The following is a 24717-nucleotide window of genomic DNA, read 5'->3' as shown; positions in this document are numbered from 1 at the left end:
GCTATTTACTCATGTACAATTCACAACATTTTTTTGTCAGCTCTCTAACTCTACCAATATGCGCTGTACGTTCATTTACACCAAGCACACCTCTTGCATCAAGCAGATTAAGTAGGTGACTAGTTTTAATACATTGGTCATAAGCTGCCATTGGTAGCTCCTTTTCAATAAGGAACTTACACAATTTTTCCGTATCTTCGAATTGCTGCTGCACCACTTTAGTATCATAATAATCTAACGCTAGATAAGAAAATTCATATTCTCTTTGTTTAAAAATATCTCCATAAGTTACACCATTATCGTTCCAAATTATATCGTAAACATTATCTACACCTTGTATGCACATTGCTAAACGTTCCAACCCATATGCCACCTCACCAGGAATCATCTTGCAGTCAATCCCTCCAACTTGCTGTATATAAGTAAGCTGTGTTATTTCCATTCCATTGCATGTAACTTCCCATCCAAGTCCTGATGCACCAACACTCGGATTTTCCCAATCATCTTCAATAAATTTAATATCATATTCCTCTGTTGATACCCCTAGGGCTTTTAAGCTATGTAAATAAACGTCTTGTAAGTTATTACCAGATGGCTTTATTATAACTTGATATTGGTGATGCTGATATAAGCGATTAGGGTTATCACCATAACGTCCATCTGCTGGCCTAATTACTGGTTGTAGATATGCAATTTTTGTAGATTTTGTATCAATTGCAGACATAATTGTTGCAGGATGTAATGTGCCAGCACCAACTTCAGATGTGTATGGGTGAAGTATAACACAACCTTCACTAGCCCAAAAATCTTGTAACTCTTTTATTATACTTTGTAAGTTCACACAAATTGCACACTTTTTATACTAAATATATAAATAAATAAGTACTATTCAATATTTATTTTTTTTGCAGCACTATGTAAATAATCACCTAAACCTGCTGAACTTTCTCTCACATACTGAATTATGCTTTTATTTAGAACAATTGCATCATGCATAGTTAAATCGCAGAATATAAATGCTGTTAAATACAGTAAAATCACCGCATAAAATGTGTGAAAAATTCCCTCAAATGTGATTGACATTGCATTATTATAGCTGAGCTGTATTGAACTTATTGGCCATGGTTTTATCACTTCTACGACATTAAAAAATACATAAGGTATCATAAGAAAAAGGAAAAAGTGCATAAAATCATTAAACCAAAATGGGCATTGAAACATCTGCTTACATATACTCCCATAGAGTTTACTTACAGCATAATAAATTGACATTATTGCTGGCATTGAAAGTGCTACAGTCAGTACTTGCCCTGACGCTATTTGTATTACTATGTTTTCACCACTGCTTGCTGAAGGGTCTTGAGCATGAAAAATAAATATTCCAATTAATTGCATTATTAACATAACTATTGCCAATTTTGTAAAAATAGCAGCTACAACTATTCCTGAACTTGGCATTTTATATAGTAAATATTCGCCTCCATATGTAAGAGTTAATATAACATCGACAATAAATAATATTAAAAAAGAAGACCAATAGTTCTGCCAACTTGGTAAATATCCTATTCCTAAAAGAGAGCTTACTGTTTTAGCAGGAAAAACCTTGCCTAGCATCTTCCCCAAAAATTTAAAAAAAATCCCCATGTTCTAAGTAACACTTGGTTTATATTATTTATAATACTGTATTGTAATAGACTTATCAATAGCTTAAAACATGTATTGGAAGATTTTAGGTAATATGCAGCAACAGTAGAAGAACGTGCGCCAAAAATTTAATAATTTTATAGGGCTTATGCACTTAAATTTTTTGCAATATCAAGTGCAGCGTAAGTGAATATTGCACTTGCACCCGCACGTTTGAAACCAATCAAAGATTCATAAATCACCTTGTCATAATCTAGCCAGCCATTATTTGCAGCAGCTTTTATCATTGCGTACTCACCGCTTACTTGGTAAGCAAAAATCGGAAAATTAAACTTATCACTTGCTGTTTTGATAATATCCAAATATGGCATACCCGGTTTAACCATAATAAAATCTGCACCTTCATTTATATCCATTTCAATTTCGCACATTGCTTCGCGCGCATTTTTATAATCCATTTGATAACCACTTTTGTCTATAGAATGTGATAGCCCACATGAACCAACGACTTGCCTGAATGGAGCATAGAAGCTAGAGCAGTATTTCACTGCATAAGATAATATTAATACGTCTTGAAAGTTGTTATCATCTAATGATTTTCTGATTCTTCCTATTCTACCATCCATCATATCAGAAGGAGCAACTATATCACATCCTGCTTTCGCTAAAGCAAACGCTTGCTTACACAGCACTGATATAGTTTCATCGTTTTCTACATCCATCTGATTATCTTTTAAAATGCCGTCATGGCCATGAATAGTGTATGGATCCAGTGCAACGTCTGCAATAATACCAATTTCAGGTACCTTTAATTTTACAGCACGGATTGCTTTGCAGATTAAGTTGTCAGAATTATATGCTCCCTCAGCGTTTTCAGATTTTAGTTTACTATCAACTACAGGAAAAATTGCAACAGCATTAATTCCTAAATCTTTAGCTTCCTTAACTATAGACACTAATCCATCTATTGAATAACACTTTACGCCTGGTAAGCCAGAAATTGGTTCAGTTGTTTCTTCTCTGTTATGAACAAACAGAGGAAGAACCAGATCATTTACTGATAAACTATTTTCACTTGTTAAATTGCGAACCCATTTGCTCGAGCGCCTGCGCCTTAATCTTGTATTTGGAAAATTAAACATTGGATCCAGGTAAATTCCCAGTAAAGAGCAACACCCCTGAAATGAGTATTACCCAAAACACTGATATTGGCAGAAATACTTTCCAACCAAGACGCATGAGCTGATCATATCGATAACGAGGTATTGTTGCTCTAATCCAAATAAATACGAACAAAAGTATAACTATCTTCAAAACGAACCAAATCAAACCTGGAATTTTGTAAAATAAACTGAACTCCAGCGGCGGATACCATCCGCCCAGAAAGAATATTGTCATCATAGCACTTGCTAAAATCATATTTGCATATTCTCCCAGAAAAAAGAGGGCAAAAGGCATGGATGAATATTCAACGTTATATCCAGAGACAAGCTCTGCTTCAGCTTCTGGTAAATCAAATGGGTGACGATTAGTTTCTGCAAGCAAAGAAATAAAAAATATTATTCCTATAGGCATTAGTAGCAAATCAACCCAAAATGGCATATTGTGTTTCGCTACCACCATCTCTCCAAGATTTAATGTTCCAGTGGTAATAACGACTGCAGCAACTATTAAGCCTATTGAAACTTCATATGAAATCATCTGAGCAGCCGACCTTATAGCGCCAAGGAATGCATAATTGGAGTTGCTTGACCAGCCTGCAATAATCACGCCGTATACTCCCAGCGACGATATAGCTAGCACGTAAAGCACTCCAACATTAATATTTGCTATAACCTTAGGAATAACTACTTGCTGGCCATTTTCTACAATTACTTCAGCACCAAACGGTATAACTGCCCAGGCAATTAATGCCAAGATAAAGGTAAGCATTGGAGCCATAATGAACAGTATGGTGCTCGCTCTAAATGGTATTATCGGCTCTTTAATCAGTAGCTTAATAGCATCTGCAAATGGCTGCAATAGCCCAAAAGGTCCAACTACACTCGGGCCGTGCCTTAGTTGAATTGCAGCAAGGACCTTACGCTCAAAGTATGTCAAATATGCTACTGAAAGCAAAAGTGGAATGAGAAGAAAAATAATTTTAAATATTAAAGGCATACAACTCTAAACCAAAAAAATAATTCATGATTGTAGCAATAAAAAATACAGTAAGCACTTTAGATAGAGTAGACAATGTTCCTATTAAAATCAACAGAACAGCATTTTTCTGTACACTATTTAGCTTAGTAGAATAGTAAAATGATGTGCATATACATGACACTAGTGACATCATAATTAAGGGCATTATGAGGAAAAAACAATCTCCTTTCCCATTGGTAACTATGATATATGTTATCGCCATCCATACATATCCACTCGTGAATAGTGTAATAATATCGTTGATAAGATAAACCAGCTTATAAACGAACTGTTTTTCTAATGCATTTGGTTCTTTACACAAAAGTACAGAATTTAATTTACGTTCAAAATATACCAAACTTATCAGTAATAACGGTGTTAGAATAAATAAAAGATCAACTAGTGTAATCATAAAAAAACTTGAACAACTTTGTGCTCAAAATGTACCAAATATACTACTAAAAGTAAAATAATTTTCAATATCAGAAGCATTACTACTAAAAAGCTGCTTGTTTTTTAAACATACTGCCAATGATCTTAATACTATCATACAGGAAATAATTTTAGGTATAATAATAAACCTATCAACGAGAAATAAAAGAAAAAACCGAAAGAAAAAAAGCGAATTTTCCACGTCGCTTCTTAGGAGTTCTTTTCGCCCTGGCAATGCAAAATCTGGGTGTTGTATTAGAGTATCATCTACTCTGTTTTCTTGCCTTTTCCTATTCTCCTCGTAATCCAGAATTCGCGTTACTAATAGTGTTGAAATTAAGTGTAACCAAAAATTTCAAAAAGCAAAGCTTTTTATGTCAAACTGTGCCTGTTGCACAATCCCATAGCTGTACGAACATTTATTTGCGAAGAAATGTTATAGCCAGTTTTGCCTCAAACACAAAGGCAGTACTGGGATGACAGGAAAATGCTATACTAAAAAAAAAGAAATAGAACATGACAGAATGGCTAACATCTAACCAACTCATTGATTATAACTGTGCTGTAAAATCCATGGAAGAGAAAATTCAACAAATTCACAATAATTCAGCAGACGAATTGGTATGGCTACTTCAGCACCCTTCACTTTACACAGCAGGAATCGGTGCAACAGACGATGACATTGTTGAAAAACTATTTCCCATATACAAAACAGGCAGGGGTGGTAAATACACATATCATGGTCCAGGACAGCGCATTATATATTTAATGCTAAACCTTAAAAAAAGAAATAAATGCGACATAAAGCTGTATATTAGAGACCTAAGTAATTGGATCATAAATGTTTTAAAGCATTTTAATATACTTGGAGAATTTAAAGAAGATAGAATAGGTGTTTGGGTGAATAATAACGGAGTAGAAAAAAAAATTGCAGCTTTTGGTATCCGTTTAAGAAAATGGGTAACTTATCATGGCATAGCGCTTAATGTTTCTCCAGACCTCTCTCATTATAAGGGTATTATTCCTTGTGGGCTACAAGGTTATGGTGTTACATCAATGGAAGAACTAGGAGTGAAAGTTCTATTCTCTGAGTTGGATGATATACTAAAAAAAGAGTTTCATAAGATATTTTAATGATCATTTACCTTTTATATTTTATTTTCACTTTATGTGCTAATACAAGTATTTATGCAATTGATAAAGTTGATATTATTGCTCCTTCTTCCAAGGGAAAAGAATCAGATCTGACTACTATAAAAGAATATGTAAAAACTTTGGATTTTAATCCCCATATTTCGGAGAAAATATATAGTAATGATAATCCATTCTATTCTAACTCTGATGAATTCAGAGCAAATGATTTGGTTAGTGCACTAACTAATGATAGTAAAATAATTTGGTGTATCAGAGGAGGAGAAGGGGCTTCTCGGTTAATTCCCTATCTAGAAAAGTTACCCAATGATAAAAAAGAAAGGATTGCTCAAAACAAAAAAATCCTCATAGGCTATAGCGATATAACTGCCTTGCACATCTATCTACAAGTCAAATATGATTGGCAAACTCTTCATGGCACCATGATGGAAATGATAGTAAATAGCTCCGTTTCTGAAAGCTCTGTTGAAAAATTGAAAGAGTTAATTCTTAACAAGCGGGATTCTATCAGATTTGATAACCTAAAAATGATAAATAATGGCATTAGACTAAAGGATAGCAGATTAGAGTCTAAAATCATCGGTGGTAATATGACTTTAGTTGAAAATAGTATAGGAACCGCTTGGCAGGTAAGTGCAGAAGGCAAAATTCTATTTTTAGAGGACATAAGAGTCTACCCATATGCAATGGAACGCAGTTTAGATCACTTAAAACAAGCTCACATTTTTGATGAAGTGCAAGCGGTAATTTTTGGTAATTTTATCAACTCTGGTAACGATAATCTTGTTGAAGTTGTAAAAGAAAGGTTTGCAAAAAGTGTTAACTTTCCAGTGTTCACAGTTCAAGGAATAGGTCATGGGCATACAAATGACCCTTTACCTCTTAACACTCACGCTATTATTAGCGTTCAAGACGAAAAAGAAGGTTTGTTTTTTATGGATGTGCAGAATGTTAGCTAATCTTATAGCTAACGCGAGTTCTACGTCATACCGCCGCGCCGCTAACACGTAGCGGGATCTACGTCATACCGCCGCGGTATCTCAACCGCTAATATGTAGCGGGATACTTAACCGTCATACCTTAACATAGATCCCGCTAACAAGCAGCGGGATGACGAATCGTCAAGGTGTCATCCAAGTAGCCGACACTGGCAAGACGGCAGTGCTTCCTTCTTCTGTCATCCGAGTAGCCCTTCTCCTGTCATCCGAGTAGCCCTTCTCCTGTCATCCGAGTAGCCCTTCTCCTGTCATCCGAGTAGCCCTTCTCCTGTCATCCGAGTAGCCCTTCTCCTGTCATCCCAGTGCCCAGACACTGGGATCCAGGATTTTGACTGTAAACAAGCATACTATACAACATTTTCAATGAAACTGCCAAAAACTGGATTCCAGCGTCACGCGCTGACCTCTCTTGGGCTCTTTTAGCCATAAATATTTAAGAAATTTACTAAACGGAAAAAAAGGCAAAAGAAGCCCCGTTGGTGACTAGTTATTTATATGTACTTCAAAATATTGGCGTTTTTTATTCTAAACGCTACGATTCAGCCGCTTTTAAATACAACTAACCTAAATTATAAACGTTAAGAAATTTACTAAGCAGAAAAAAAGGCAAAGAAAACCTAGGGTAGCTAGTATTCAAATTCTCCCTTGTTCTATTTGACGTCTTTTGATGTCTTAAACGCTTTATAAGCGCGTTTCGGCTTGTATAGGTAGAAACCCAGAAGTTTTATAAAGACATGAGGTGCACATAGTGCAAAAAATTAAGCATGATTTACGCCAAATACAAAGTTCCCTTTGTCGTTTTAATCTGCAGATTGCGAAGGTAAATAAATAGCTTCAGTTTTATGATAAGGGGGTTGGCGGAGTTTGTCAAGGAAGTTTTTCGTTTCTGCGGGCTACTTGAATAACGGCTACAATGTTTGTACAATTGTGTACCGTGCGCTGGAATCCGTTTTAGCCCTTATCTATATCTCAGTTCCACCAACAGTTATTGCGTCGACTTTGAGTGTCGGCTGACCAACTCCAACGGGTACATTTTGTCCATCTTTTGAGCATGTGCCAACACCAGGATCTAACTTTAGATCATTACCAACCATAGATACTTTTTTTAACACTGTTGGACCGTCACCAATTAGTGTTGCTCCTTTTACTGGCTGTGTAATTTTGCCATTTTCTATTAGGTAAGCTTCCGAAGATGAAAAAACAAATTTTCCTGACGTTATATCAACTTGCCCACCACCGAAATTTACTGCATATAGACCTTTCTTTACGCTAGATATTATTTCCTCTGGTGTATGCTTTCCGGGCAACATATAGGTGTTTGTCATGCGCGGCATGATAATTTCTTTATAACTTTCTCTTCTACCATTACCAGTTGGGCTTACACCCATGAGTTTAGCGTTCATATGATCCTGCATGTATCCTTTGAGGATCCCATCTTCTATCAGTACATTATAACCAGGTGGAGTGCCTTCATCGTCTACGCTGATAGAGCCACGCAAATTAGGCAGAGTTCCGTCATCAACTACTGTGATGCCACTAGCCGCTACTTGTTTACCAATAGAATTTGAAAATGCTGAGACTCCTTTGCGATTAAAATCGCCTTCAAGTCCATGACCTACAGCTTCATGCAACAATACTCCCGGCCAGCCTGGACCTAAAACGACTGTCATTTCTCCGGCTGGAGTTGGAATTGCTTCAAGATTTACCAGTGCTTGTTTTAATGCTTGATTTGCAACTTCTTTCCACTTTTTCTCAGAAATAAACTTACTATAAGAGTCCCTTCCACCATGCCCTGCAGAACCTCTTTCGATTTGACCGTTTTTCTCTACAATAACTAGCACATTAAAACGTACTAGAGGCCTGATATCGCTTAATCTGTGATCACCCTTTATTATTTGTACGACTTGCCATTCTCCACTTAGAGTTATTTTTACTTGCTTCACGCAGTTATTTTTGGACCTTACATACTCATTAACCTCATTGAGTAGTTTTATCTTTGAATTCAGATCCATTTCATTTGTAGGGTTAATCCTCGAATATAGGCTTTTTGTCTCTTCGTTTAAATTTGTTGAATTTGTTTTGTTTAAAGACACTGAGCTTTTTACCATAGAAGCAGCATTACTAATTTCTTTTTCGTTGATCTCAGAAGAACAAACGAAAGATGTACTATCCTCACAAAAAGACCTTAAACCAAACCCCCTTCTGGTATTCAAGTCCATGTGTTTTAATATATTATCCTCAAAAAGCAGGGATTCTGACTGGCAAAATTCTAGAAACAGCTCACCACCATCGCTATTGCTCAAAGCGTTATTGACTATTTTATATACGTTATTAATATTAACATTGTTTTGAGCGAAAAATATTTGATCTAGATTTGGCATTACCTTTGAACTAAAAATTGTTTAAGTATATTATTTAACTTTAACATAGTAAACTATAAAAAGCCCGGGTGGCGGAATTGGTAGACGCGCTAGCTTCAGGTGCTAGTAACTTTTTAAGTTGTGGAAGTTCAAGTCTTCTCTCGGGCACTCTTAGCTTCCATATTGCTTGTTGAATTAATTAATGCTATAATATAACGTATTAGGTAATATTTATGCTATGTATGGTGAAAAAGATAAGTTAGCCTACAGAAAGAAGGTACGAACTTATTCAAAACGCTTAGTTACTACACTATCTACCGCCTTTTTTATTGGATATATAGCAGCATCAATCTTTAATATTTCTGCCTTAAGTTTATGTTTTACTATTGTCAGCACTGTACTAAGTGCACTTTCGTTTATCTTAAATATATGGTCATTAAATGATCATTTTCGACAGCAGAAGCAACTTGGTGTAGCAGGACAGAAAAAGCTAACAAAGATTTGTCTTGATATCACATCTAGTGTTTTATTTTTAGTAGGAGGAATTACACCTATATTGCCTCTCGAATCTCCTATCATTCCTTTTGTTTCCACTGCCTTTTTTATTCTAGGCTGTACTTTTATGGCAGCTAATATCGTTCGAACTATGATTAGTGAGCCACAAATAGACCAAAATAATAATAGACTTCGCATAACCATATAACATTGGGAATAGAAACGACTTGACAAACTCCGCCAGCTCCCTTATCATGATGGTGAAGGTATTCAGTTATCTTCATCTGTGCAGATTAAACAGCAAGAAAACAACGTAGTTGGCGTCTTATTTTTAATTTTTTGCACTATGTGCACCTTATGTCTTCACAGTATTGCTAGCTATATAAGCTGAAACGCGCTGTTTAAGACAGTATAGTACGCCGATTTGCAGGATTAGAGAGTGAACACTAATTACCACGGGGTTTCTTTTGCCTTTTTTTTATTTGGTAAATTTCTTAATATTTGTGGCTAAAGTAACTTAGGTTCACCGACAATCGTCATACCGCCGCGGGATCTAGAGATACCGCGGCGGTATGACGGTTAAGTAGGGTGTCATTCCAGTGCCCCCTATGGTGTCATCCCAGTTTGGGATCTAGTCTTTATTATGCAGCCACTTATTTAAAGTTAAGTTTCCTGGATCCAAGTAGTCAAGGCACTGGGATGACAGGAGAAGGAGGCACTGGGATCTAGTCTTTATTATGCAGCCACTTATTTAAAGTTAAGTTTTCTGGATCCAAGTAGTCAGGGCACTGGGATGACAGGAGAAGGTATTAGGATGACACCTTCATAACCTCAGTTATGGATTAGAAAATAGATAAAAGTATAACTAAGAAGAGGGAAACAGGGTAAACTCGAGTATTTTAGTAATAATAAGAGGTTACCCATGAAGAAAGATATTACAGAACTGTACTGTTGCGTCGAGGATTTTTGTCGTGCGGTAGATGATAATTTTGCAAATAGGTTCTTATCAAACGGCAAAAAACCAACCAGAGTACCAGAAATAGCGCACTCAGAAATTCTAACCATAATCCTATTATACCATAAATCACCATGTAAAAACTTCAAGGCTTTTTATCTTTGTTATCTTCAGTTATTCTATAGATCAGAGTTTTCAAAGCTGCCTTCATATCACAGATTTATTGCCTTAAAGCCGCGAGTTTTGTGGTATTTAGCATTACTTTTGCAATGGTTTTGTGAACAAGCAAAAATGACCGGGATTTCCTACATAGATTCTACTTCAATAGCAGTATGCCATCGAAAAAGAATCTCAAGAAATAAGGTTTTCAAAGGATTAGCAGAGTTAGGAAAGAATACTTACGGCTGGTTTTTTGGTTTTAAATTACATGTAGTAATCAATGAAATAGGTGAAATTCAAGGTGTTACGCTAACCAGAGGTAACGTCGATGACAGAAAACCTGTACCAACTCTAACCAAAAAACTAACTGGACTTTTGTTTGGAGATAAGGGCTATATAAAGAAAGAGCTCTTTGAGAAACTATTCGATAGAGGTCTAAAACTCGTCACTAAAGTGAAAAAAGGTATGAAAAATGCACTGATTTCGCTGAAAGAGAAGATTTTACTAGGGAAAAGATCGATTGTTGAAACGGTTTTTGGCTGCCTAAAAAACAAATTTGAACTTGAGCACACTCGGCATAGATCCACAGTAAATTTCTTGGTACATATTTTTTCTACCCTCATTTCTTATTCAATGCAATCGAAAAAGCCCTGTATTTCTCAGCTTTACTTCGTTGGTTAATCCATAACTGGGGTTCATAGGTGAAATGAGATCCCAGTGTCTGGGCACTGCCTTTGTGTTTGAGGCAAAACTAGCTATAACATTTCTTCGCAAACAAATGTTCGTATAGTTGTCGGCTTAACGGTATCTTTGCAGATACTATGGTGATTTATTCGGGAGATTTGCTGAGTGGTAAGATTTGTCCTGATATGCTACAATTTTCAGAAGCAAGTTCCACAAATTTGTCTGTTAGTTTATCAGGTGGCACCAATTCAGATGTATCTTTTCCGGGAAACGCTTGCTTATACATTTCACTACCCACAGGCCCTTCCGAATACACAGCATTTACGCACAAACTCGTATGTTTTGTCTCAGATGCATATATCTGCACCATTATTTCTAGTGCAACTTTACTTGCAGCATACGGCATCCAATATGGATAAGAGGAAGGAGAAAGTGTCACCTCTGAGGTCATGAATATCGCTCTTCCAGTATTAGACTTTTTTAGCATTGGATCTAAGTTTTTTAGTAAGTACCAATTGGCAGTAAAATTTGTATTCATTACGTTCTGTAGCTCTTCAATCTCACAGTCGTGAATAGGGTTCAGTTTGCCTAAAATTCCAGCACACGCAACTAATATATCAAGTGCTCCAGATTCTGATAATTTCAGGCTTTCTATCATGTTTGTCAGTATCTTTACATTCTCAAAGTCTAGAAGATCAAGCTGAATTAGTTTCACAGAGCCTTCTTTAAATTCTTCAAGCCCTTCAATTTCATTATATAGTGGCTTGAGATTATCAAGAGATCTTGAAATCAGAATCACACATGCACCTTCTTTTACAAATCTTTTTGCAACGGCAGAGCCTATTTCACCTGAAGCTCCGGTGATTAAAGCTACTTTACCTTCTAACTTACCCATTCTTCCTCCTTAGCGAGATTCATTGAAATATTTTAGCTGAAAATTAAATTTTGCTCCATATATAAAAATTAAACTTAGCATATAAAAAAATAGTAACGATACCACCACACCACCTAAACTTCCATATATCAAATTCAGTTGATCAAAGGAAGCTTTTAAGTATTGCTTGAAAGCTGAAGCGGAAATCGTCCAAAGAATAACAGCCACACAAGCTCCAGGAAATACGTCTGATAAGTTTTGTTTTATGTTTGGCAACATAAAATATAGCCAAGAGACTACTGTGAAAAGTACAAATTCAATGAGGAGATATTTAGTATAACTAATCCCCTGATAGGAAAAATCAATTAGCATCGGCACTAATGTAGAGAACACTATAGTTAGAGTTATAATAAGTGTGATCACTAAAAATTGTAATATACTGAGCACCCTTCTCCATATATAAGGCGGCGAAACCGGAATTTTATAAGCTTTGTTCAATACTGTTCTTAGCCCTTCAATTGTTGACGAGGCGGTCCAAACAGCGCCTACAATTGCTAAAGTTAGTAAGCTTTGCGGCGGGCCTGATATTATCTCCCTAATGCGCGGCATCAAAGATGCTAAAATATCTTGTGGCATGTTATCAATGATAAATACCCAGCCAATGTTATACTGGTCTAAGAAATTTGCAAATGTTGATGCCAAAGCCATTAAAACAATGAGAAAAGGGAATATTGATAACAGGATTAAAAATGATAGATACCCTGCGTGCTCCACTCCATCATTATAAATTGTGTCAATCAAAGCACGATAAAGGCAATAAACGATGCTGTAAAATTTCTGTAGCACTGTAATATAGACGAACCAAGAAAAGTATTCTAAATGAAATAAAGGATACTTTTAAGCAAAAAATCCTCACCATTTACTTAAATTTAATCAAAATGGTAGATAATCCAGCATTAAATAGAAATTATCGGAGGCATAATGAAAAATTTTCTTCTACTTGTGGCATTAATTCTCTCCTTTGCATTTGATGCAAATGCTCCTCCTACTACTTTTGTTGATACAAATGATACAACATCATCGGTGATATGCAAGATAATAGGCTATACTCACGGCATAGGTGGCCCAATGATCACAATAGTGATAATTGGTGCAGCGTTGCTTGCAATATTCGGCAGAATGCCGTGGCCAGCGCTTTTTGCACTCGGTGCATTTACTGCTGTGTTTTTTGGCGCTCCTGTAGTCGTTTCAAAAATAACACCAGGAGGTGTGATTTGTAAAGACGGTGCAGTAGCGAATAATCCATAGAAATTATAGGAGGCATAATGAAAAATTTTCTTCTACTAGTGGCGTTAATTCTCTTCTTTGCATTTGATAATGTTTTTGCTAGCAGTGTTACTGATGACGCAACGTCAAACACAATATGCAAAATAGTAGGCTATACTCACGGCATAGGTGGACCGATGATCACAATAGTAATAATTGGTGCAGCATTGCTTGCAATATTTGGCAGAATGCCATGGCCAGCGCTTTTTGCACTCGGTGCATTTACTGCTGTGTTTTTTGGTGCACCTGTAGTTGTTTCAAAAATAGTACCAGGCGGTGTGATTTGTAAAAATGGTGCAACTGCTTGCCCTGATGGTACCAACTGGGATACAAGTACAGGAGCGTGTAAAAAATAGGCGCTGCAGATTTAGAAAAGCATTAGCTAAACGGTGCTTCTTAAAGGAGGACCATAATTATATGACATTATAAACCTTTGCTGAAACTTTCTTTATGTCTTCGCTTGAAAGTGGTCAAGCTGACCACTTTCAGTGTTTACAATATTTTCAAAAACAATAGATAAAGTTTTCTGATTGCGTAGTAGACGGTCAGTCCAGGAAAAAGGACGGCGTCGTTTCAGTGCTTGTATCTATAGCGCAGGCCAGTTATCCGCTAACAAGCAGCGGGATGCAGTGCAAGAGTTCTACTAAATCAGTAAGAAAACAGATATATTTAGTGAAATTTAACAAGTTTATCTATAGTTTTAGTGATGATTCTTGGAGTATCCGGAGAAACTTCTGAGCTCAGCCTATTTAACCGCTCTATAGCAAATTCGCTGTTCTCATTTGTTATGAAATCACATAAAATATTTTCTATATCCTTAGTAATACTTTCATGTTTTCTCAGAGGATGATTATGCGGATACCTACTGATGGTTTTGATGCTGGAATACTCAACAAAAGCTTGATCCTTAAAAGCAAGTTGTCTCAATTTCTCTTTGAATTTTCCTTCTTCCTCTTTTGCTAAAAGGCGAGACCTTATCAGTGATTTTATGATCAAATTTATAGCTTGATGTATTTCAGAATGCACTATAACTTTAATGGTATTTTCTTCTACTATACAATCATAAATACTTTTTTCGCTCTGTAACGACTTTATTAATGTCTTGCTATTTTGTGAATTCAATTCCAAATTCTCTTCACTCATAGGAGTTATTATGAAGGTGTTCTTACTCACTCTGATGTTAAATTGTGGAGAGCCTTCAGAAAAGGAAAATGCTACATCCTTAAATTCAAGTGCGTGATTGTATGCAGCAAAAAGGGTGTGTGCTATAACACTGCTGGGCACCTTCATTCCATGTTTACTCAGGTGGTTCAATATATTTTCAACCTCATGATATGTAAAGTCTGTATCTTTTAGCAATTCAACAACTTCTATGCCGTCGCGCTGTTTATACTCTATTCTCACTTCTTCCGTAAAAAGTGTTTTAGCTGCTATATGTTTATCAAGCACTGTGAAAATCTTGATGAAATTCTCTAAATCTTGTTTGCTAACTAATTCGATACTAATTAAGTTTCTGCTAATAATTGAAATATTTTTTGTCATTTTTTCCCACTAAAAAAACTCACTAAATGAATTGTATTTTTAATTCATTAAGAATTGTTTAAAGTGAGCATACTAGCTTTTCACTCGTGCGTTACATGACAATAAAAGCAAGATGAAAATTATATAAAATCATCGTGTAGTACAACGCCTTCCTCATATTCGTCATTGCTACTTGTGTAAGTTGTGACATCAATGTGATTGTCATTATTATTTAGCATATCATCCAACTTTCCTTCTTTTTCAAGATCGATCAATTTGTCGCTTCCTGCAATATGGTGAATATAATTTCCATTGTCATCAGTAATAAAGATCTGTGGAACTGTTCTAACGTTATACTTTGATTTTATGTCGTTAAATAGATCTGAGTTTTTGAGCACATCAATTTCTTCATATTCCACACCTTTTCTATCTAGTAAATCCTTTGCCCTTATGCAGTATGGACAGCCCTTCTTTACATATATCACAACATTTTTCACAATTTATCTCCGTAGCTTACTAAAATATAGTTATTATATATAAGAAACATATCAAATTGTATGAAAATTATTTATAATTGTGAGCAAGGGGTAGAAAATAATATAGCACTAACCTTCGGAAATTTTGATGGCATTCATTCAGGACATGAGTTTGCAATTTCTACTCTCAAGAAGGTAGCACAAGAAAGAGGATTACCCTCTGCAGTTTTAACTTTTGAGCCTCACCCATCAACTGTTTTATTTGGTAGAAACAATTTTAGGTTAATAGACCAAGAACAAAAAAAGGAACTCATCAGCAGCTATGGTATAGATTACTTATATATTATTAATTTTAATAGAGGTTTTTCTGAGGTTAGCTGCGATGACTTTATCAGTGAGATTTTAATAGATAAATATGGCGCTAAACACATAATTGTCGGAGAAAATTGCACTTTTGGTCATAAACGATTGGGTAATATATTAACTCTAGAGAAATATTCTGAAATATATGGATACTCTTTGACTAAATTAGAGCCATTAACAATTGACGGCAAAATTTGCTCTTCTTCTTCAATAAGGGAGTATGTACAAAGGGGCGAAATAGAAATTGCTAATAAATTGCTCGGCAGACCTTATCAAGTTTTTGGTATTGTGACAAAAGGTGCGTGTAGAGGTAGAGAAATAGGATTTCCAACCATAAATATTCCTATAGAAGATTGCATGATAAAACCTAAGTTTGGCACATATTACGCTAGAGTGACTTTTCCTGATAGTAATCCAAATTGGTTATATGGAGTAGTCAATATTGGTATGAGACCTACTTTTAAGGATCTGAAAAAGCCTATAATAGAAATGCACATATTCGATTTTGATGAAGACGTATATAGTCATAAAGTCAATATACAACTTTTAAAATTCATAAGGTCAGAAAAAAAATTCCATAGTATTGAGGAGTTAACAAAACAGATAAATTATGATATACTTAAAGTTTATAGGTTAAAGGCAAATTTATGAAAAAGTTATGCTTAGTTGTTATATTAATTATAGTATTGATTGACCAAACGAGCAAATTGTACATAAACTCATTGATTGATGAAGGAGAATCAATTGAGATCGCTAGTTTTATAAAACTAGTTGAAGTTTGGAATTCAGGTATTAGTTTTGGAATGTGTAGCGCTTTACCACATGGCGGTTTCTTTTTTTCAGCATTTTCAATACTAATAATTGGTATACTTGCATATTTGATATACAAGTCTGACGATCAGTCAACTTACCTTGGTTTTTCTCTGATGATTGGTGGAGCAATCGGAAACGTAGTTGATAGGATCTATTGGGGAGCTGTATATGATTTCATATATTTTCATATTGATGATTGGTATTGGCCAGCCTTTAATTTAGCAGATTTATCTATAGTTTGTGGAATGTTTACATTGTTATATAAGTGGTATATATACGATATGCTTATTTCTAAACAAAATGAGGAATAAAATAATTGTTTTTATATTAGGTCGAAATAATGCTTCATAAGTTTTTTAGTTTTCTTATACTACCTGTACTTTTTTTTACTTACCCAATTTCTTCGAATGCTTTAAACATAGAGCACAACATAAAATATACTAAACTCAGTAACGGACTAGATGTTTATGTTGTTTCTAATCATCGGATTCCAGCCGTTTTACATGCAGTAATATACAAAGTTGGGGGAATGGATGATCCAATCGGCAAAGCAGGATTGGCTCACTACTTTGAACATTTAATGTTTGAAACTACAGGAAAGTTCACAGATATAGAAGCCACTATGAGTAGCATTGGGGCTCAATTTAACGCGTTTACCACTAAAGAATATACCTGTTATTATGAGTTGGTCCCCAAAAAAGATTTACCACTTGCAATGGAAGTTGAAGCAGATAGAATGGGCAATTTTAATGTTACTCAAGATAAAATAGAAAGAGAAAAAAACATTGTACTGGAAGAGAGGAAGATGAGATTTGATAATCATCCTAACAGCTTGTTGTGGGAAGAAATGAATAGTGCATTTTACCGTACTGGCTATGGCAGATCTGTTATCGGCTGGGAGAGCGATATTAAAACTTATAATCAAGATGACATAACGAGGTTTCATGACAATTATTATCACCCCGGCAATGCAATATTACTGATTGTTGGTGATGTGGAATTTGATGAAGTAGTGAAATTAGCAGAAGAAAAATATGGCGAAATTAAAGCTAAGCCTGTAATAAGACATTACCCAAATCAGGATCCAGTGCATAATGCAGGTTTATCGGTGATTTTAGAGAGCACTAAAGTAAAAGAACCAGTTTTATATTTTCGTTATCGTGTTCCTTTATTTAAGCACACAAGTGAAACCTCTGCTGCTCATTTAGCGGTTGACATTTTAGGTAGCGGCAAATCCAGCAAACTGTATAAAGATTTGGTTTTGGATAAAGATGTGGCAGTATCAGTGTCTGCTTATTATAATAGCCTAGCTTTTAGTGATGGCTATGTTGATATTGAGATAACTCCAAAAAGTGGCGTTAATTTAGATATTGTTGAAAGAGAGTTAGACAATGCCATTAATAATTTTATCTCTGAAGGAATAACGGATGAGGAGTTGCAAAGCTCGAAATATAGATACAAAGTAGCACAGTTTGATAATCTATCTGACTTAATTCATATAGCAATGTTTTATGTGCCACGCCTTGCACTTGGTATTCCACTTGATGAAATAGATATTTCATATAGCAAGATTAATGATGTCAATCTAGAGGATACAAATAACAAAATTCGTACTATCTTTTCTTCCAATAAGTTAATTGGTCGTTTATTACCAAAAGGAGATAACAATGAAGATAAGTAAAATTATATTTCTATTTTTTTTCTGTCTAGGCTTTAATTTACAAGCAAGCGGTAACTTAAATATAGAGGAGGTCACTACCCGTAAGGGGTTTAAGTTTTTATTTGTTGAAAACTGCGATTTACCAAAAGTTTCACTGAATATATCGTTTAAAGATGCAGGTTATGTGTATGAGAATGCAGAAAAACAGGGACTTACCTGGTTTACTTCTCTTATAATTCAAGAAGGGGCAGGAAAAAATGATGCCAGAGATTTTGCGAAAAAGCTTGAAGATAAAGGAATTAGTTTAAATTTTATTGCTGGTTTAGAAACGTTTGGAGTTTCGTTGGACACTCTGTCTGAGAATTTAGAAGAAGGTGTTTCACTACTTAGTGACGCTATAATACGTCCTAAAGTTGACTCTGAAGGGTTGAATAGAGTTTTCGAGAAAGCCAAAGTTGATTTTAATAATCTTGAAAAAAATCCTTTTTTTGTTGCTGGAAAAGAATTGGAAACGTTGCTATTTAAAAAGCATCCTTACTCAAAAAGTGTGTACGGTACTCCTGACAATATAATGAGCATTACTAGAGATGATGTTTTAACATACATAAAGCGTAATTTTGCTAAAGATAACATAGTTATCAGTGTTGCTGGTTGTGCAAAAAAAGAAGAAATTATTACGTTGTTAGATAAATATTTATCTAAATTGCCGTCAAAAAGATCAAAAGTTAGAAAAATACCTGTGAAAAATGATTTTGGTTCTGCAGAAAGTAAGAATATTTTTATGGATATACCACAGAGTGTGATACTTTTTGCTCAAAAAGGTATAGCTTATGAAGATCCTAATTATTATAACGCTAGTGTCTTGATTAATGCACTTGGTGGCATGGGATTGAATTCAATATTAATGAAAGAGCTAAGGCAAAACTTGGGTATTACTTATGGTGTTTATGCAAGTATTATTCCCAATAAACATGGGAACGTTATAGCTGGAAGTATTAATACTGATAGTTCTACTGCCAGTCAATCAATATCAGCAATAAAAGATACGCTGAGCAAGGTTCGAAAAGAGGGAATTGATGAGCAATTGTTTCGAGATACAAAAGTCAGCATGGTAAACTCCTATGTCTTCTCTATGTTCAACAATAATAACATAGTTGCAAAACTAAACGATATTCAGGTAAACAACCGTGACACTAACCATATAAATGATTTTGTAAGTCTCATTAATGACGTAAAGCTAGAAGAAGTAAACGAGCTGGCAAGTTCTTTACTGGAACCCGAAAATTTATTTTTTGTTGAAGTTGGAAAAAACGCTCAAGGTCAATAATTAATACTTTCTGCTATTGATCCTACTGCTTCTACATAACACTTATGCTCCTCAGCTAGAATGCGTACTGAGAGGCTTTGAATATCATCAGTTGGTAACACTGGCACAGCAACTTGAGCAATTATGGCTCCAGCATCAACTTCAGGAGTGACATAATGTACAGTACAACCTGTAATTTTTACACCTGCTTTTAGAGCTTGCTCTTGAGCGTTTAGGCCTTTAAAAGATGGAAGTAGAGAGGGATGAATATTTATCACCTTGTTATGCCATTTACTCAGAAAATCAGCTTTGAGAATTCTCATAAACCCTGCAAGGCAAATTAAATCAACCTTATGTTGAACAAGTATTTCGTGAATTTTATCAGCATCAAGTGGTTTATCCTTAACAACAAACGCTGGAACTCCTGCTTGCTCTGCTGCTTTCAGACCAGCAGCTTCACTATTATTTGTGATAACACATGCAACTTCTGCGGGAAAATTCTGATCTTGACATGCTTCTATCAAGGCCTGCATATTTGATCCCCTGCCTGAAATTAGTATTCCGAGTTTTATCTTTTTCATTATAGCACAGTTAGTTTAGAATTTAGTTAATACTAACAAAATAGCTCAAAAGGAAAACTTATTTTACAGCAAAGAAGGCAGACTAAACTCTTTATATTAAGAGGACCTCTAATTTTGGGTTTTACTGGACAGCACAAAAATAACGCCCATGCACCAGCTTAAACTAGCTTTAATGCTTAGATATTGTGCTATTTTTGTATAATATACTACTATAAGTATATATTTTTGTAATCGCGTTATTATTTATTTAACAAAGTATTAGTATAATTTATTACACTGAATTAAATGGAGAAATTTCAATGAGTAAATTACCGAACAATGCAAAAATAGGTAAATCTCAGGTTACTCAGTGGGAGGTAATAAAAAATTGTGAATATGCTGATAATTGCTTGTCAAAAATAGTAACTTTATATGTTATTAGAATAACTCAGCTATCAGATTTTTATACGAGTGACGAACCTGAAATTAACACTGTTTTAGCAAGAATAAGCGTGACAAATGAAAATGTATTTTTAAACAAGGCTACTACTATTGAAGTTATGGAAGGTATTTTTCCTTATAAATTTAACAGCAAGAAGAGAAATAATATATCAAGGTTAGAAGATTTATATAATTATTTATGCTCTATTATTAACAATAGCCTCCCAAAAGAAATGCTTGAAAGTCTCGTGAGAGAATATAAGGATGCTGTGAATCTATTTAAAGCAATTACTTAACTGAACGTAGTATTTTTAAGATTTTGTTTTCTATTTCAGAAATCCCGCTTTCAAGATCTTTGTCTATCAAACACATGGTAGATAAATATGTTTTCTGCTTACTTTCAACATTGACAGTTAAAGTCCCAGGAGTGATTGTGACTGAATTGGCAAATAACGCAATGCTTTCATCATTATGTCCTTTGCATTTTCTTAGGATAACGATTGGCTCAAGTTTAGATTTGAATTGTAGCACCTTTTTTGTTACATAAACACTTGATAGAATAATTTGGTACATTAACCATGGTATATAACTTACGAGCTTATAAAACGACAGTCTATTCGTACCATTTAAAATCTGGCTAAGAGCGCCTTCAGCGTTTATCAACTTTCTAAGGATAAACAACGTGAATATAGAAGAAAATACTCCACAAAAAATAAAAAACGGCTCAAAATAACCAGAAAGTATAATCCATAGAGCAAATAAAGTTATAAACGACAGAGAAAAAAACTTGATTTTTTGCCTAAGGTTCATGGTTTGCAGTATAACTTAAATGATTTTTTAAGGAAAGATATATTATGAATTGGGTTAAAAACTCTGTAATATATTGAAGCTTAAAGATATCTTTAGATATGGAAGTTATTGCAGAAAATAGGAAAGCAAGGTTTGAATATTTCATCTTAGAAGAATTTGAAGCGGGTATGGTCTTATTAAGCAGTGAGGTAAAGTCACTAAGGGAAAGGAAAGTAAATATTTCCGACGCCTACGTTATCGAAAAGAATAGCGAAATATGGCTACATAACATGCACATTGCAGAATATAAAGCTGCGAACAAAAAAAATCATAAGCCAAAAAGGGAGCGTAAACTGCTTTTACATAAAAAAGAGATAAACAAACTAATTGGTCAAATCAAGACTGCTGGGATAACTGTTGTGCCGCTTTCGGTCTATTTTAATGATAAAGGATTGGCAAAAACTAAAATTGCCATTGTGAAAGGAAAAAAGCTTTACGACAAGAGAGCAACCATAAAGCAGAGAGAGTGGGATCGTGAAAAAAGTAGATTGTCTAAGAATAATTTATAGCAAAATATGTCTTTAAATCCAATAATCTTCAGCATCGGTCCTGTTTCTATATATTGGTATTCCTTGGCCTACGTTTTGGGTATAGTATTTGCATATTGGTATTTACATAAGCTAGATGACCAAAAAATATTCACTAAGAATTTTTACGATTCGTTATTAACAGCCACTATTGTAGGTATTATCCTTGGAGGTAGACTTGGCTACGTATTGATATATGATCCAGTTCTTTATATAAGCAACCCTATCGAGATATTGAAGACCTGGGAAGGAGGGATGTCATTTCATGGTGGTGCTATAGGAGTTTTGCTTGCAGTAATAATTTCGTGTAAAAGACATAACATTCCTATATTTTATGCACTGGACCTAATTTCTTGCGGAGTTCCCATAGGTTTATTTTTAGGTCGCATAGGCAATTTTATAAACGGAGAGTTATTTGGCAGAGTTACCACTATGCCGTGGGGTATGGTATTTCCAGAGAGTGGTGATAATTTGCTGCGCCATCCAAGTCAGCTTTATGAGGCATTTTTTGAAGGACTGCTACTTTTTGCAGTGGCAAATTCACTGTTTTTTTTGACTAGGATAAGATTATATCACGGTGCACTAACTGGTATTGCAGTTATGTGGTATGGAATAGTACGCTTTGTGGTCGAATTTTTCCGTGAGCCAGATTATCAAGTTGGCTATCTGTGGCTTGATTTAACCATGGGACAGTTGCTTTCTATACCTATGGTTTTGCTGGGAATATATTTAGGTGCATTAAATTTGAAATTCAATATGAAATCTGTTACATAGAGGAAAGGTGGGTTTAATAGAAAAATGTAGCCAGAAGCCCCACATCATGCGCAGCTGTACGAATTTTCTGCGTTGCAGTAGAATGAATATGAGGTCCGGTGTCATTCCAGCGCGTAACGCTAGGCCATAAAAATTCCTTGACAAACTCCGCCAGCCCCCTTATCATGATAGTGAAGGTGTTCAGTTATCTTCATCTGTGCAGATTAAACAGCAAGAAAACAACGTAGTTGGCGTCTTATTTTTAATTTTTTGCACTATGTGCACCTTATGTCTTCACAGTATTGCTAGCTATATAAGCTGAAACGCGCTGTTTAAGACAGTATAGTACGCCAATTTGCAGGATTAGGAAGTGAACACTAATTACCACGGGGCTTCTTTTGCCTTTTTTTCTGCTTAGTAAATGTATCCGTTCAGCAGAGTGGCAAAATAGGTAGACAAGATAAACCAAAAAGATAATCATAGGGTAAACGTGAGGTAATATGATTGATCTAAATGATTCAGAAAACATTCCATTGACATGCTGAACAACAGATACGACACTATGTCGTTTACCGTAAAAACTCATATTTTACACAATCACAGCGAGGAAACACATTCCTCGAACGGATAATTTCATTATACTTAACATGGAAACAAAAGGGCTTTCCAAAATCTCCTATCTATTGTTTCTTAAACCACTCTGCTGAACGGATACCCAATATTTGTATATTAGCCATGCATCTGAACAGATACGTTTTGGTTTAAGATTTAATTTGATTGCTGCTATCCACAATTTTGAGCTCCTTATGTGAATTTTGAAAGAAGCCTATTTCATATATACAGATAACATCTCCTGAAAAGCTAAATCCTTTAAAATAGGGCAATAATTTTGCGAAACATCTTTGCTCTTTTTAAGATGATTATATCACTCTTCTTTCTACTTTCCTACAAATGCGACAGAACCAAGAAATCTGTTATTTTAATTGTGTGAAATTTAGTTTTGTGTTTCGTAATATTATACAATCAAATTGATAAAAGCTGTATTATCTCCTTGCAGCATTAAGTGTATATTTTTTGCTATTTTTTCCACTAAGGGAGTAACATTATCAAAATTTGAAAATTTTGATAATACATAATCTGCTAAGCTTTTTTGATCTTCAGGTCTGCCTACTCCAAATCTCAAGCGCCAATAATCATTACCAATAAAACTATCCATGGATTTAAGTCCATTATGTCCAGCAGAGCTACCACCTTTCTTTATTTTTATTCTTCCAAGTTCCAAGTCAGCGTCATCGTGTATGACAATGATATTATCTAGCGATAATTTGTAAAAGTTTCGTATTTTTGTAACAGGAATGCCTGAATTATTCATAAATGAATAAGGCTTTATTAACATGATTTTATTATCATTAATTATGCCAGAGGTTATTAGATAATCGGCTTTTTTAGAAAACGACTGGAAATTCCAATATTTGCAAATTGTATCAACTATGATGAAGCCGATATTATGATGAGTTAGCTCATATTGACTGCCAGGGTTACCAAGTCCAACTATCAGATGCACTATTACTCTGTTTCTGCTTGAGGTTCTTCAACGTCACTATCGGCAGCAGAAATTGTAACAATAGTAAAATTTTCTTCTTCATGGGCTACAAACTTAACACCTTCTGGTAATTTTACATCGTTGATATGTATAGATTGGCCAATCATTTTACCAGATAAATCAACTTCTATAACCTGAGGTATTTTATCAGGAGAGCATTTAACAGCAATAGAACGACACAAAACATTAAGCACTCCACCTAACTTGATCCCTGGAGCTTTACTTTCATTCACAAATGATAGAGGTATGTCTATTTTAATTTCGCTGCCTTTATCAACAAATTGAAAATCAACATGTTGCACAGTATCCTTTACTACATGCAATTGGATATCGCGAACAAGAGCATATTCCTTTTTGCCCGAAATATTCAGCTCTATCAAATGTGCAGAAAGAGAGCCTGATTTATATTGCTTCGTGAATTCCTTTGCAGACAATGTTAAATTTACATTATCATGGCCCTTTCCATATATGATTCCAGGGATGTTTCCTTTCTTCCTTAGAGAATGCATCGCTTTTGTTTTTGTTATATCACGTAACTCTGCATTAATTGTTACTATTTCTTGTTGCGTCATCGGTTACTCCTAT

General features: G+C 35.0%; 26 protein-coding genes, 1 tRNA gene and 1 pseudogene. 15 read left to right on the top strand and 13 right to left on the bottom strand.

What is annotated here, in order from left to right; genetic code table 11:
- Position 1: 1 nt before the first annotated feature.
- The 4 genes from NBW39_RS00535 to nuoH form a co-directional block, all read right to left on the bottom strand.
- Positions 2–841, bottom strand: a complete 840-nt coding sequence (locus NBW39_RS00535; RefSeq protein ID WP_250295307.1) for a glycine--tRNA ligase subunit alpha — start codon at positions 839–841, stop codon at positions 2–4.
- Between the two features lie 44 nt (positions 842–885).
- On the bottom strand, positions 886–1644 hold the full coding sequence (locus NBW39_RS00530; RefSeq protein ID WP_250295306.1) for a phosphatidylglycerophosphatase: 759 nt from the start codon (positions 1642–1644) through the stop codon (positions 886–888).
- 146 nt (positions 1645–1790) lie between these two features.
- The gene (gene hemB, locus NBW39_RS00525) at positions 1791–2786 is read right to left on the bottom strand and encodes a porphobilinogen synthase (RefSeq protein ID WP_250295305.1); all 996 of its coding nucleotides are present in this window, start codon (positions 2784–2786) and stop codon (positions 1791–1793) included.
- A complete protein-coding gene (gene nuoH, locus NBW39_RS00520) occupies positions 2779–3804 on the bottom strand; it encodes an NADH-quinone oxidoreductase subunit NuoH (protein WP_250295303.1) in 1026 nt (341 codons plus the stop codon). The genes hemB and nuoH overlap by 8 nt, the downstream gene beginning before the upstream one ends.
- Positions 3805–4773: 969 nt before the next feature.
- Between nuoH and lipB the strand changes: the two genes are divergently transcribed.
- Both lipB and NBW39_RS00510 read left to right on the top strand, forming a co-directional pair.
- A complete protein-coding gene (gene lipB, locus NBW39_RS00515) occupies positions 4774–5391 on the top strand; it encodes a lipoyl(octanoyl) transferase LipB (protein WP_250295301.1) in 618 nt (205 codons plus the stop codon).
- Positions 5391–6368 (top strand): LD-carboxypeptidase, encoded by a 978-nt coding sequence (locus NBW39_RS00510; RefSeq protein ID WP_250295300.1) that lies wholly within the window; start codon positions 5391–5393, stop codon positions 6366–6368. The genes lipB and NBW39_RS00510 overlap by 1 nt, the downstream gene beginning before the upstream one ends.
- Before the next feature lie 1001 nt (positions 6369–7369).
- Here NBW39_RS00510 and tldD read toward each other — a convergent pair.
- Positions 7370–8788 (bottom strand): metalloprotease TldD, encoded by a 1419-nt coding sequence (tldD, locus tag NBW39_RS00505; RefSeq protein ID WP_250295299.1) that lies wholly within the window; start codon positions 8786–8788, stop codon positions 7370–7372.
- A gap of 62 nt (positions 8789–8850) precedes the next feature.
- Here tldD and NBW39_RS00500 point away from each other — a divergent pair.
- The 3 genes from NBW39_RS00500 to NBW39_RS00490 all read left to right on the top strand — a co-directional run bounded on the left by NBW39_RS00500 (position 8851) and on the right by NBW39_RS00490 (position 11057).
- Positions 8851–8935 (top strand) — tRNA-Leu (locus NBW39_RS00500).
- 70 nt (positions 8936–9005) lie between these two features.
- The gene (locus tag NBW39_RS00495) at positions 9006–9470 is read left to right on the top strand and encodes a hypothetical protein (protein WP_250295297.1); all 465 of its coding nucleotides are present in this window, start codon (positions 9006–9008) and stop codon (positions 9468–9470) included.
- A 714-nt stretch (positions 9471–10184) separates the two neighbouring features.
- On the top strand, positions 10185–11057 hold the full coding sequence (locus tag NBW39_RS00490) for an IS982 family transposase (RefSeq protein WP_250294632.1): 873 nt from the start codon (positions 10185–10187) through the stop codon (positions 11055–11057).
- Between the two features lie 148 nt (positions 11058–11205).
- Here NBW39_RS00490 and NBW39_RS00485 read toward each other — a convergent pair whose 3' ends face one another.
- Positions 11206–11955 (bottom strand): SDR family oxidoreductase, encoded by a 750-nt coding sequence (locus tag NBW39_RS00485; protein ID WP_250295296.1) that lies wholly within the window; start codon positions 11953–11955, stop codon positions 11206–11208.
- Positions 11956–11964: 9 nt separating this feature from the next.
- The gene (locus NBW39_RS00480; RefSeq protein WP_250295295.1) at positions 11965–12780 is read right to left on the bottom strand and encodes a YihY/virulence factor BrkB family protein; all 816 of its coding nucleotides are present in this window, start codon (positions 12778–12780) and stop codon (positions 11965–11967) included.
- Between the two features lie 135 nt (positions 12781–12915).
- Between NBW39_RS00480 and NBW39_RS00475 the strand changes: the two genes are divergently transcribed.
- A complete protein-coding gene (locus NBW39_RS00475) occupies positions 12916–13242 on the top strand; it encodes a TrbC/VirB2 family protein (RefSeq protein ID WP_250295294.1) in 327 nt (108 codons plus the stop codon).
- A gap of 17 nt (positions 13243–13259) precedes the next feature.
- Positions 13260–13616, top strand: a complete 357-nt coding sequence (locus NBW39_RS00470) for a TrbC/VirB2 family protein (RefSeq protein ID WP_250295293.1) — start codon at positions 13260–13262, stop codon at positions 13614–13616.
- Between the two features lie 313 nt (positions 13617–13929).
- Here the strand turns inward: NBW39_RS00470 and NBW39_RS00465 are convergent, their stop codons facing one another.
- Together NBW39_RS00465 and NBW39_RS00460 are read right to left on the bottom strand one after the other, a co-directional pair.
- A complete protein-coding gene (locus NBW39_RS00465) occupies positions 13930–14802 on the bottom strand; it encodes a hypothetical protein (protein WP_250295292.1) in 873 nt (290 codons plus the stop codon).
- 119 nt (positions 14803–14921) lie between these two features.
- Positions 14922–15278: a glutaredoxin gene (locus tag NBW39_RS00460; protein ID WP_250295291.1), complete on the bottom strand. Its 357-nt coding sequence runs from the start codon at positions 15276–15278 to the stop codon at positions 14922–14924.
- Positions 15279–15338: 60 nt separating this feature from the next.
- Between NBW39_RS00460 and ribF the strand changes: the two genes are divergently transcribed.
- From ribF to NBW39_RS00440, 4 genes are read left to right on the top strand one after another with little or no spacing between them, the layout of a single operon-like run.
- Entirely contained in the window at positions 15339–16271 is a 933-nt protein-coding gene (gene ribF, locus NBW39_RS00455) for a riboflavin biosynthesis protein RibF (RefSeq protein ID WP_250295290.1), read from the top strand.
- Positions 16268–16744 (top strand): signal peptidase II, encoded by a 477-nt coding sequence (lspA, locus tag NBW39_RS00450; RefSeq protein WP_006279329.1) that lies wholly within the window; start codon positions 16268–16270, stop codon positions 16742–16744. The genes ribF and lspA overlap by 4 nt, the downstream gene beginning before the upstream one ends.
- Before the next feature lie 29 nt (positions 16745–16773).
- Positions 16774–18114 carry a M16 family metallopeptidase gene (locus NBW39_RS00445; RefSeq protein ID WP_250295286.1) on the top strand — a complete coding sequence of 447 codons (1341 nt, stop codon included), beginning with the start codon at positions 16774–16776 and terminating at the stop codon, positions 18112–18114.
- Complete coding sequence (locus NBW39_RS00440) at positions 18101–19420, top strand: M16 family metallopeptidase (protein WP_250295284.1); 1320 nt, start codon at positions 18101–18103, stop codon at positions 19418–19420. Before NBW39_RS00445 ends, NBW39_RS00440 begins: the two co-directional genes overlap by 14 nt.
- On the opposite strand, the gene purN is transcribed toward NBW39_RS00440, so the two are convergent.
- Positions 19414–19980 carry a phosphoribosylglycinamide formyltransferase gene (purN, locus tag NBW39_RS00435; RefSeq protein ID WP_250295283.1) on the bottom strand — a complete coding sequence of 189 codons (567 nt, stop codon included), beginning with the start codon at positions 19978–19980 and terminating at the stop codon, positions 19414–19416. The genes NBW39_RS00440 and purN overlap by 7 nt on opposite strands.
- Positions 19981–20279: 299 nt before the next feature.
- Between purN and NBW39_RS00430 the strand changes: the two genes are divergently transcribed.
- A complete protein-coding gene (locus NBW39_RS00430) occupies positions 20280–20696 on the top strand; it encodes a hypothetical protein (protein ID WP_250295281.1) in 417 nt (138 codons plus the stop codon).
- On the opposite strand, the gene NBW39_RS00425 is transcribed toward NBW39_RS00430, so the two are convergent.
- On the bottom strand, positions 20689–21210 hold the full coding sequence (locus NBW39_RS00425) for a Na+/H+ antiporter subunit E (RefSeq protein WP_250295280.1): 522 nt from the start codon (positions 21208–21210) through the stop codon (positions 20689–20691). The two genes, NBW39_RS00430 and NBW39_RS00425, sit on opposite strands and share 8 nt — an antisense overlap.
- A gap of 98 nt (positions 21211–21308) precedes the next feature.
- Here NBW39_RS00425 and smpB point away from each other — a divergent pair, with 98 nt between their 5' ends.
- The 3 genes and pseudogenes from smpB to NBW39_RS08785 form a co-directional block, all read left to right on the top strand.
- Positions 21309–21758 carry an SsrA-binding protein SmpB gene (gene smpB, locus NBW39_RS00420; RefSeq protein WP_250295279.1) on the top strand — a complete coding sequence of 150 codons (450 nt, stop codon included), beginning with the start codon at positions 21309–21311 and terminating at the stop codon, positions 21756–21758.
- 6 nt (positions 21759–21764) lie between these two features.
- Positions 21765–22550, top strand: coding sequence for a prolipoprotein diacylglyceryl transferase (gene lgt, locus NBW39_RS00415; RefSeq protein ID WP_250295278.1), 786 nt, complete (start codon positions 21765–21767; stop codon positions 22548–22550).
- Between the two features lie 516 nt (positions 22551–23066).
- Positions 23067–23223: pseudogene (locus tag NBW39_RS08785) on the top strand (IS66 family transposase); the annotation flags it as partial.
- A 321-nt stretch (positions 23224–23544) separates the two neighbouring features.
- On the opposite strand, the gene pth reads toward NBW39_RS08785, so the two are convergent.
- Both pth and NBW39_RS00405 read right to left on the bottom strand, forming a co-directional pair.
- Positions 23545–24093 (bottom strand): aminoacyl-tRNA hydrolase, encoded by a 549-nt coding sequence (gene pth, locus NBW39_RS00410; RefSeq protein ID WP_250295276.1) that lies wholly within the window; start codon positions 24091–24093, stop codon positions 23545–23547.
- 2 nt (positions 24094–24095) lie between these two features.
- Positions 24096–24704 carry a 50S ribosomal protein L25/general stress protein Ctc gene (locus NBW39_RS00405; RefSeq protein ID WP_250295275.1) on the bottom strand — a complete coding sequence of 203 codons (609 nt, stop codon included), beginning with the start codon at positions 24702–24704 and terminating at the stop codon, positions 24096–24098.
- Between the last annotated feature and the right edge of the window lie 13 nt (positions 24705–24717).

Origin of the sequence: Wolbachia endosymbiont of Oedothorax gibbosus (genome assembly GCF_936270435.1) — a bacterium.
Lineage (GTDB): Bacteria > Pseudomonadota > Alphaproteobacteria > Rickettsiales > Anaplasmataceae > Wolbachia.
The sequence above is the reverse complement of the archived record's forward strand: the minus strand, read 5'-3'. Positions and strand labels throughout refer to the sequence as shown.

Excerpts from the sequence above, each read along its gene's own strand:
- NBW39_RS00530 (WP_250295306.1), bottom strand. The coding sequence starts at position 1,644 with ATGGGGATTTTTTTTAAATTTTTGGGGAAGATGCTAGGCAAGGTTTTT.
- hemB (WP_250295305.1), bottom strand. The coding sequence starts at position 2,786 with ATGTTTAATTTTCCAAATACAAGATTAAGGCGCAGGCGCTCGAGCAAA.
- nuoH (WP_250295303.1), bottom strand. The coding sequence starts at position 3,804 with ATGCCTTTAATATTTAAAATTATTTTTCTTCTCATTCCACTTTTGCTT.
- lipB (WP_250295301.1), top strand. The coding sequence starts at position 4,774 with ATGACAGAATGGCTAACATCTAACCAACTCATTGATTATAACTGTGCT.
- NBW39_RS00510 (WP_250295300.1), top strand. The coding sequence starts at position 5,391 with ATGATCATTTACCTTTTATATTTTATTTTCACTTTATGTGCTAATACA.
- tldD (WP_250295299.1), bottom strand. The coding sequence starts at position 8,788 with ATGCCAAATCTAGATCAAATATTTTTCGCTCAAAACAATGTTAATATT.
- NBW39_RS00495 (WP_250295297.1), top strand. The coding sequence starts at position 9,006 with ATGTATGGTGAAAAAGATAAGTTAGCCTACAGAAAGAAGGTACGAACT.
- NBW39_RS00490 (WP_250294632.1), top strand. The coding sequence starts at position 10,185 with ATGAAGAAAGATATTACAGAACTGTACTGTTGCGTCGAGGATTTTTGT.
- NBW39_RS00485 (WP_250295296.1), bottom strand. The coding sequence starts at position 11,955 with ATGGGTAAGTTAGAAGGTAAAGTAGCTTTAATCACCGGAGCTTCAGGT.
- NBW39_RS00475 (WP_250295294.1), top strand. The coding sequence starts at position 12,916 with ATGAAAAATTTTCTTCTACTTGTGGCATTAATTCTCTCCTTTGCATTT.
- NBW39_RS00470 (WP_250295293.1), top strand. The coding sequence starts at position 13,260 with ATGAAAAATTTTCTTCTACTAGTGGCGTTAATTCTCTTCTTTGCATTT.
- NBW39_RS00465 (WP_250295292.1), bottom strand. The coding sequence starts at position 14,802 with ATGACAAAAAATATTTCAATTATTAGCAGAAACTTAATTAGTATCGAA.
- ribF (WP_250295290.1), top strand. The coding sequence starts at position 15,339 with ATGAAAATTATTTATAATTGTGAGCAAGGGGTAGAAAATAATATAGCA.
- lspA (WP_006279329.1), top strand. The coding sequence starts at position 16,268 with ATGAAAAAGTTATGCTTAGTTGTTATATTAATTATAGTATTGATTGAC.
- NBW39_RS00445 (WP_250295286.1), top strand. The coding sequence starts at position 16,774 with ATGCTTCATAAGTTTTTTAGTTTTCTTATACTACCTGTACTTTTTTTT.
- NBW39_RS00440 (WP_250295284.1), top strand. The coding sequence starts at position 18,101 with ATGAAGATAAGTAAAATTATATTTCTATTTTTTTTCTGTCTAGGCTTT.
- purN (WP_250295283.1), bottom strand. The coding sequence starts at position 19,980 with ATGAAAAAGATAAAACTCGGAATACTAATTTCAGGCAGGGGATCAAAT.
- NBW39_RS00430 (WP_250295281.1), top strand. The coding sequence starts at position 20,280 with ATGAGTAAATTACCGAACAATGCAAAAATAGGTAAATCTCAGGTTACT.
- NBW39_RS00425 (WP_250295280.1), bottom strand. The coding sequence starts at position 21,210 with ATGAACCTTAGGCAAAAAATCAAGTTTTTTTCTCTGTCGTTTATAACT.
- smpB (WP_250295279.1), top strand. The coding sequence starts at position 21,309 with ATGGAAGTTATTGCAGAAAATAGGAAAGCAAGGTTTGAATATTTCATC.
- lgt (WP_250295278.1), top strand. The coding sequence starts at position 21,765 with ATGTCTTTAAATCCAATAATCTTCAGCATCGGTCCTGTTTCTATATAT.
- NBW39_RS00405 (WP_250295275.1), bottom strand. The coding sequence starts at position 24,704 with ATGACGCAACAAGAAATAGTAACAATTAATGCAGAGTTACGTGATATA.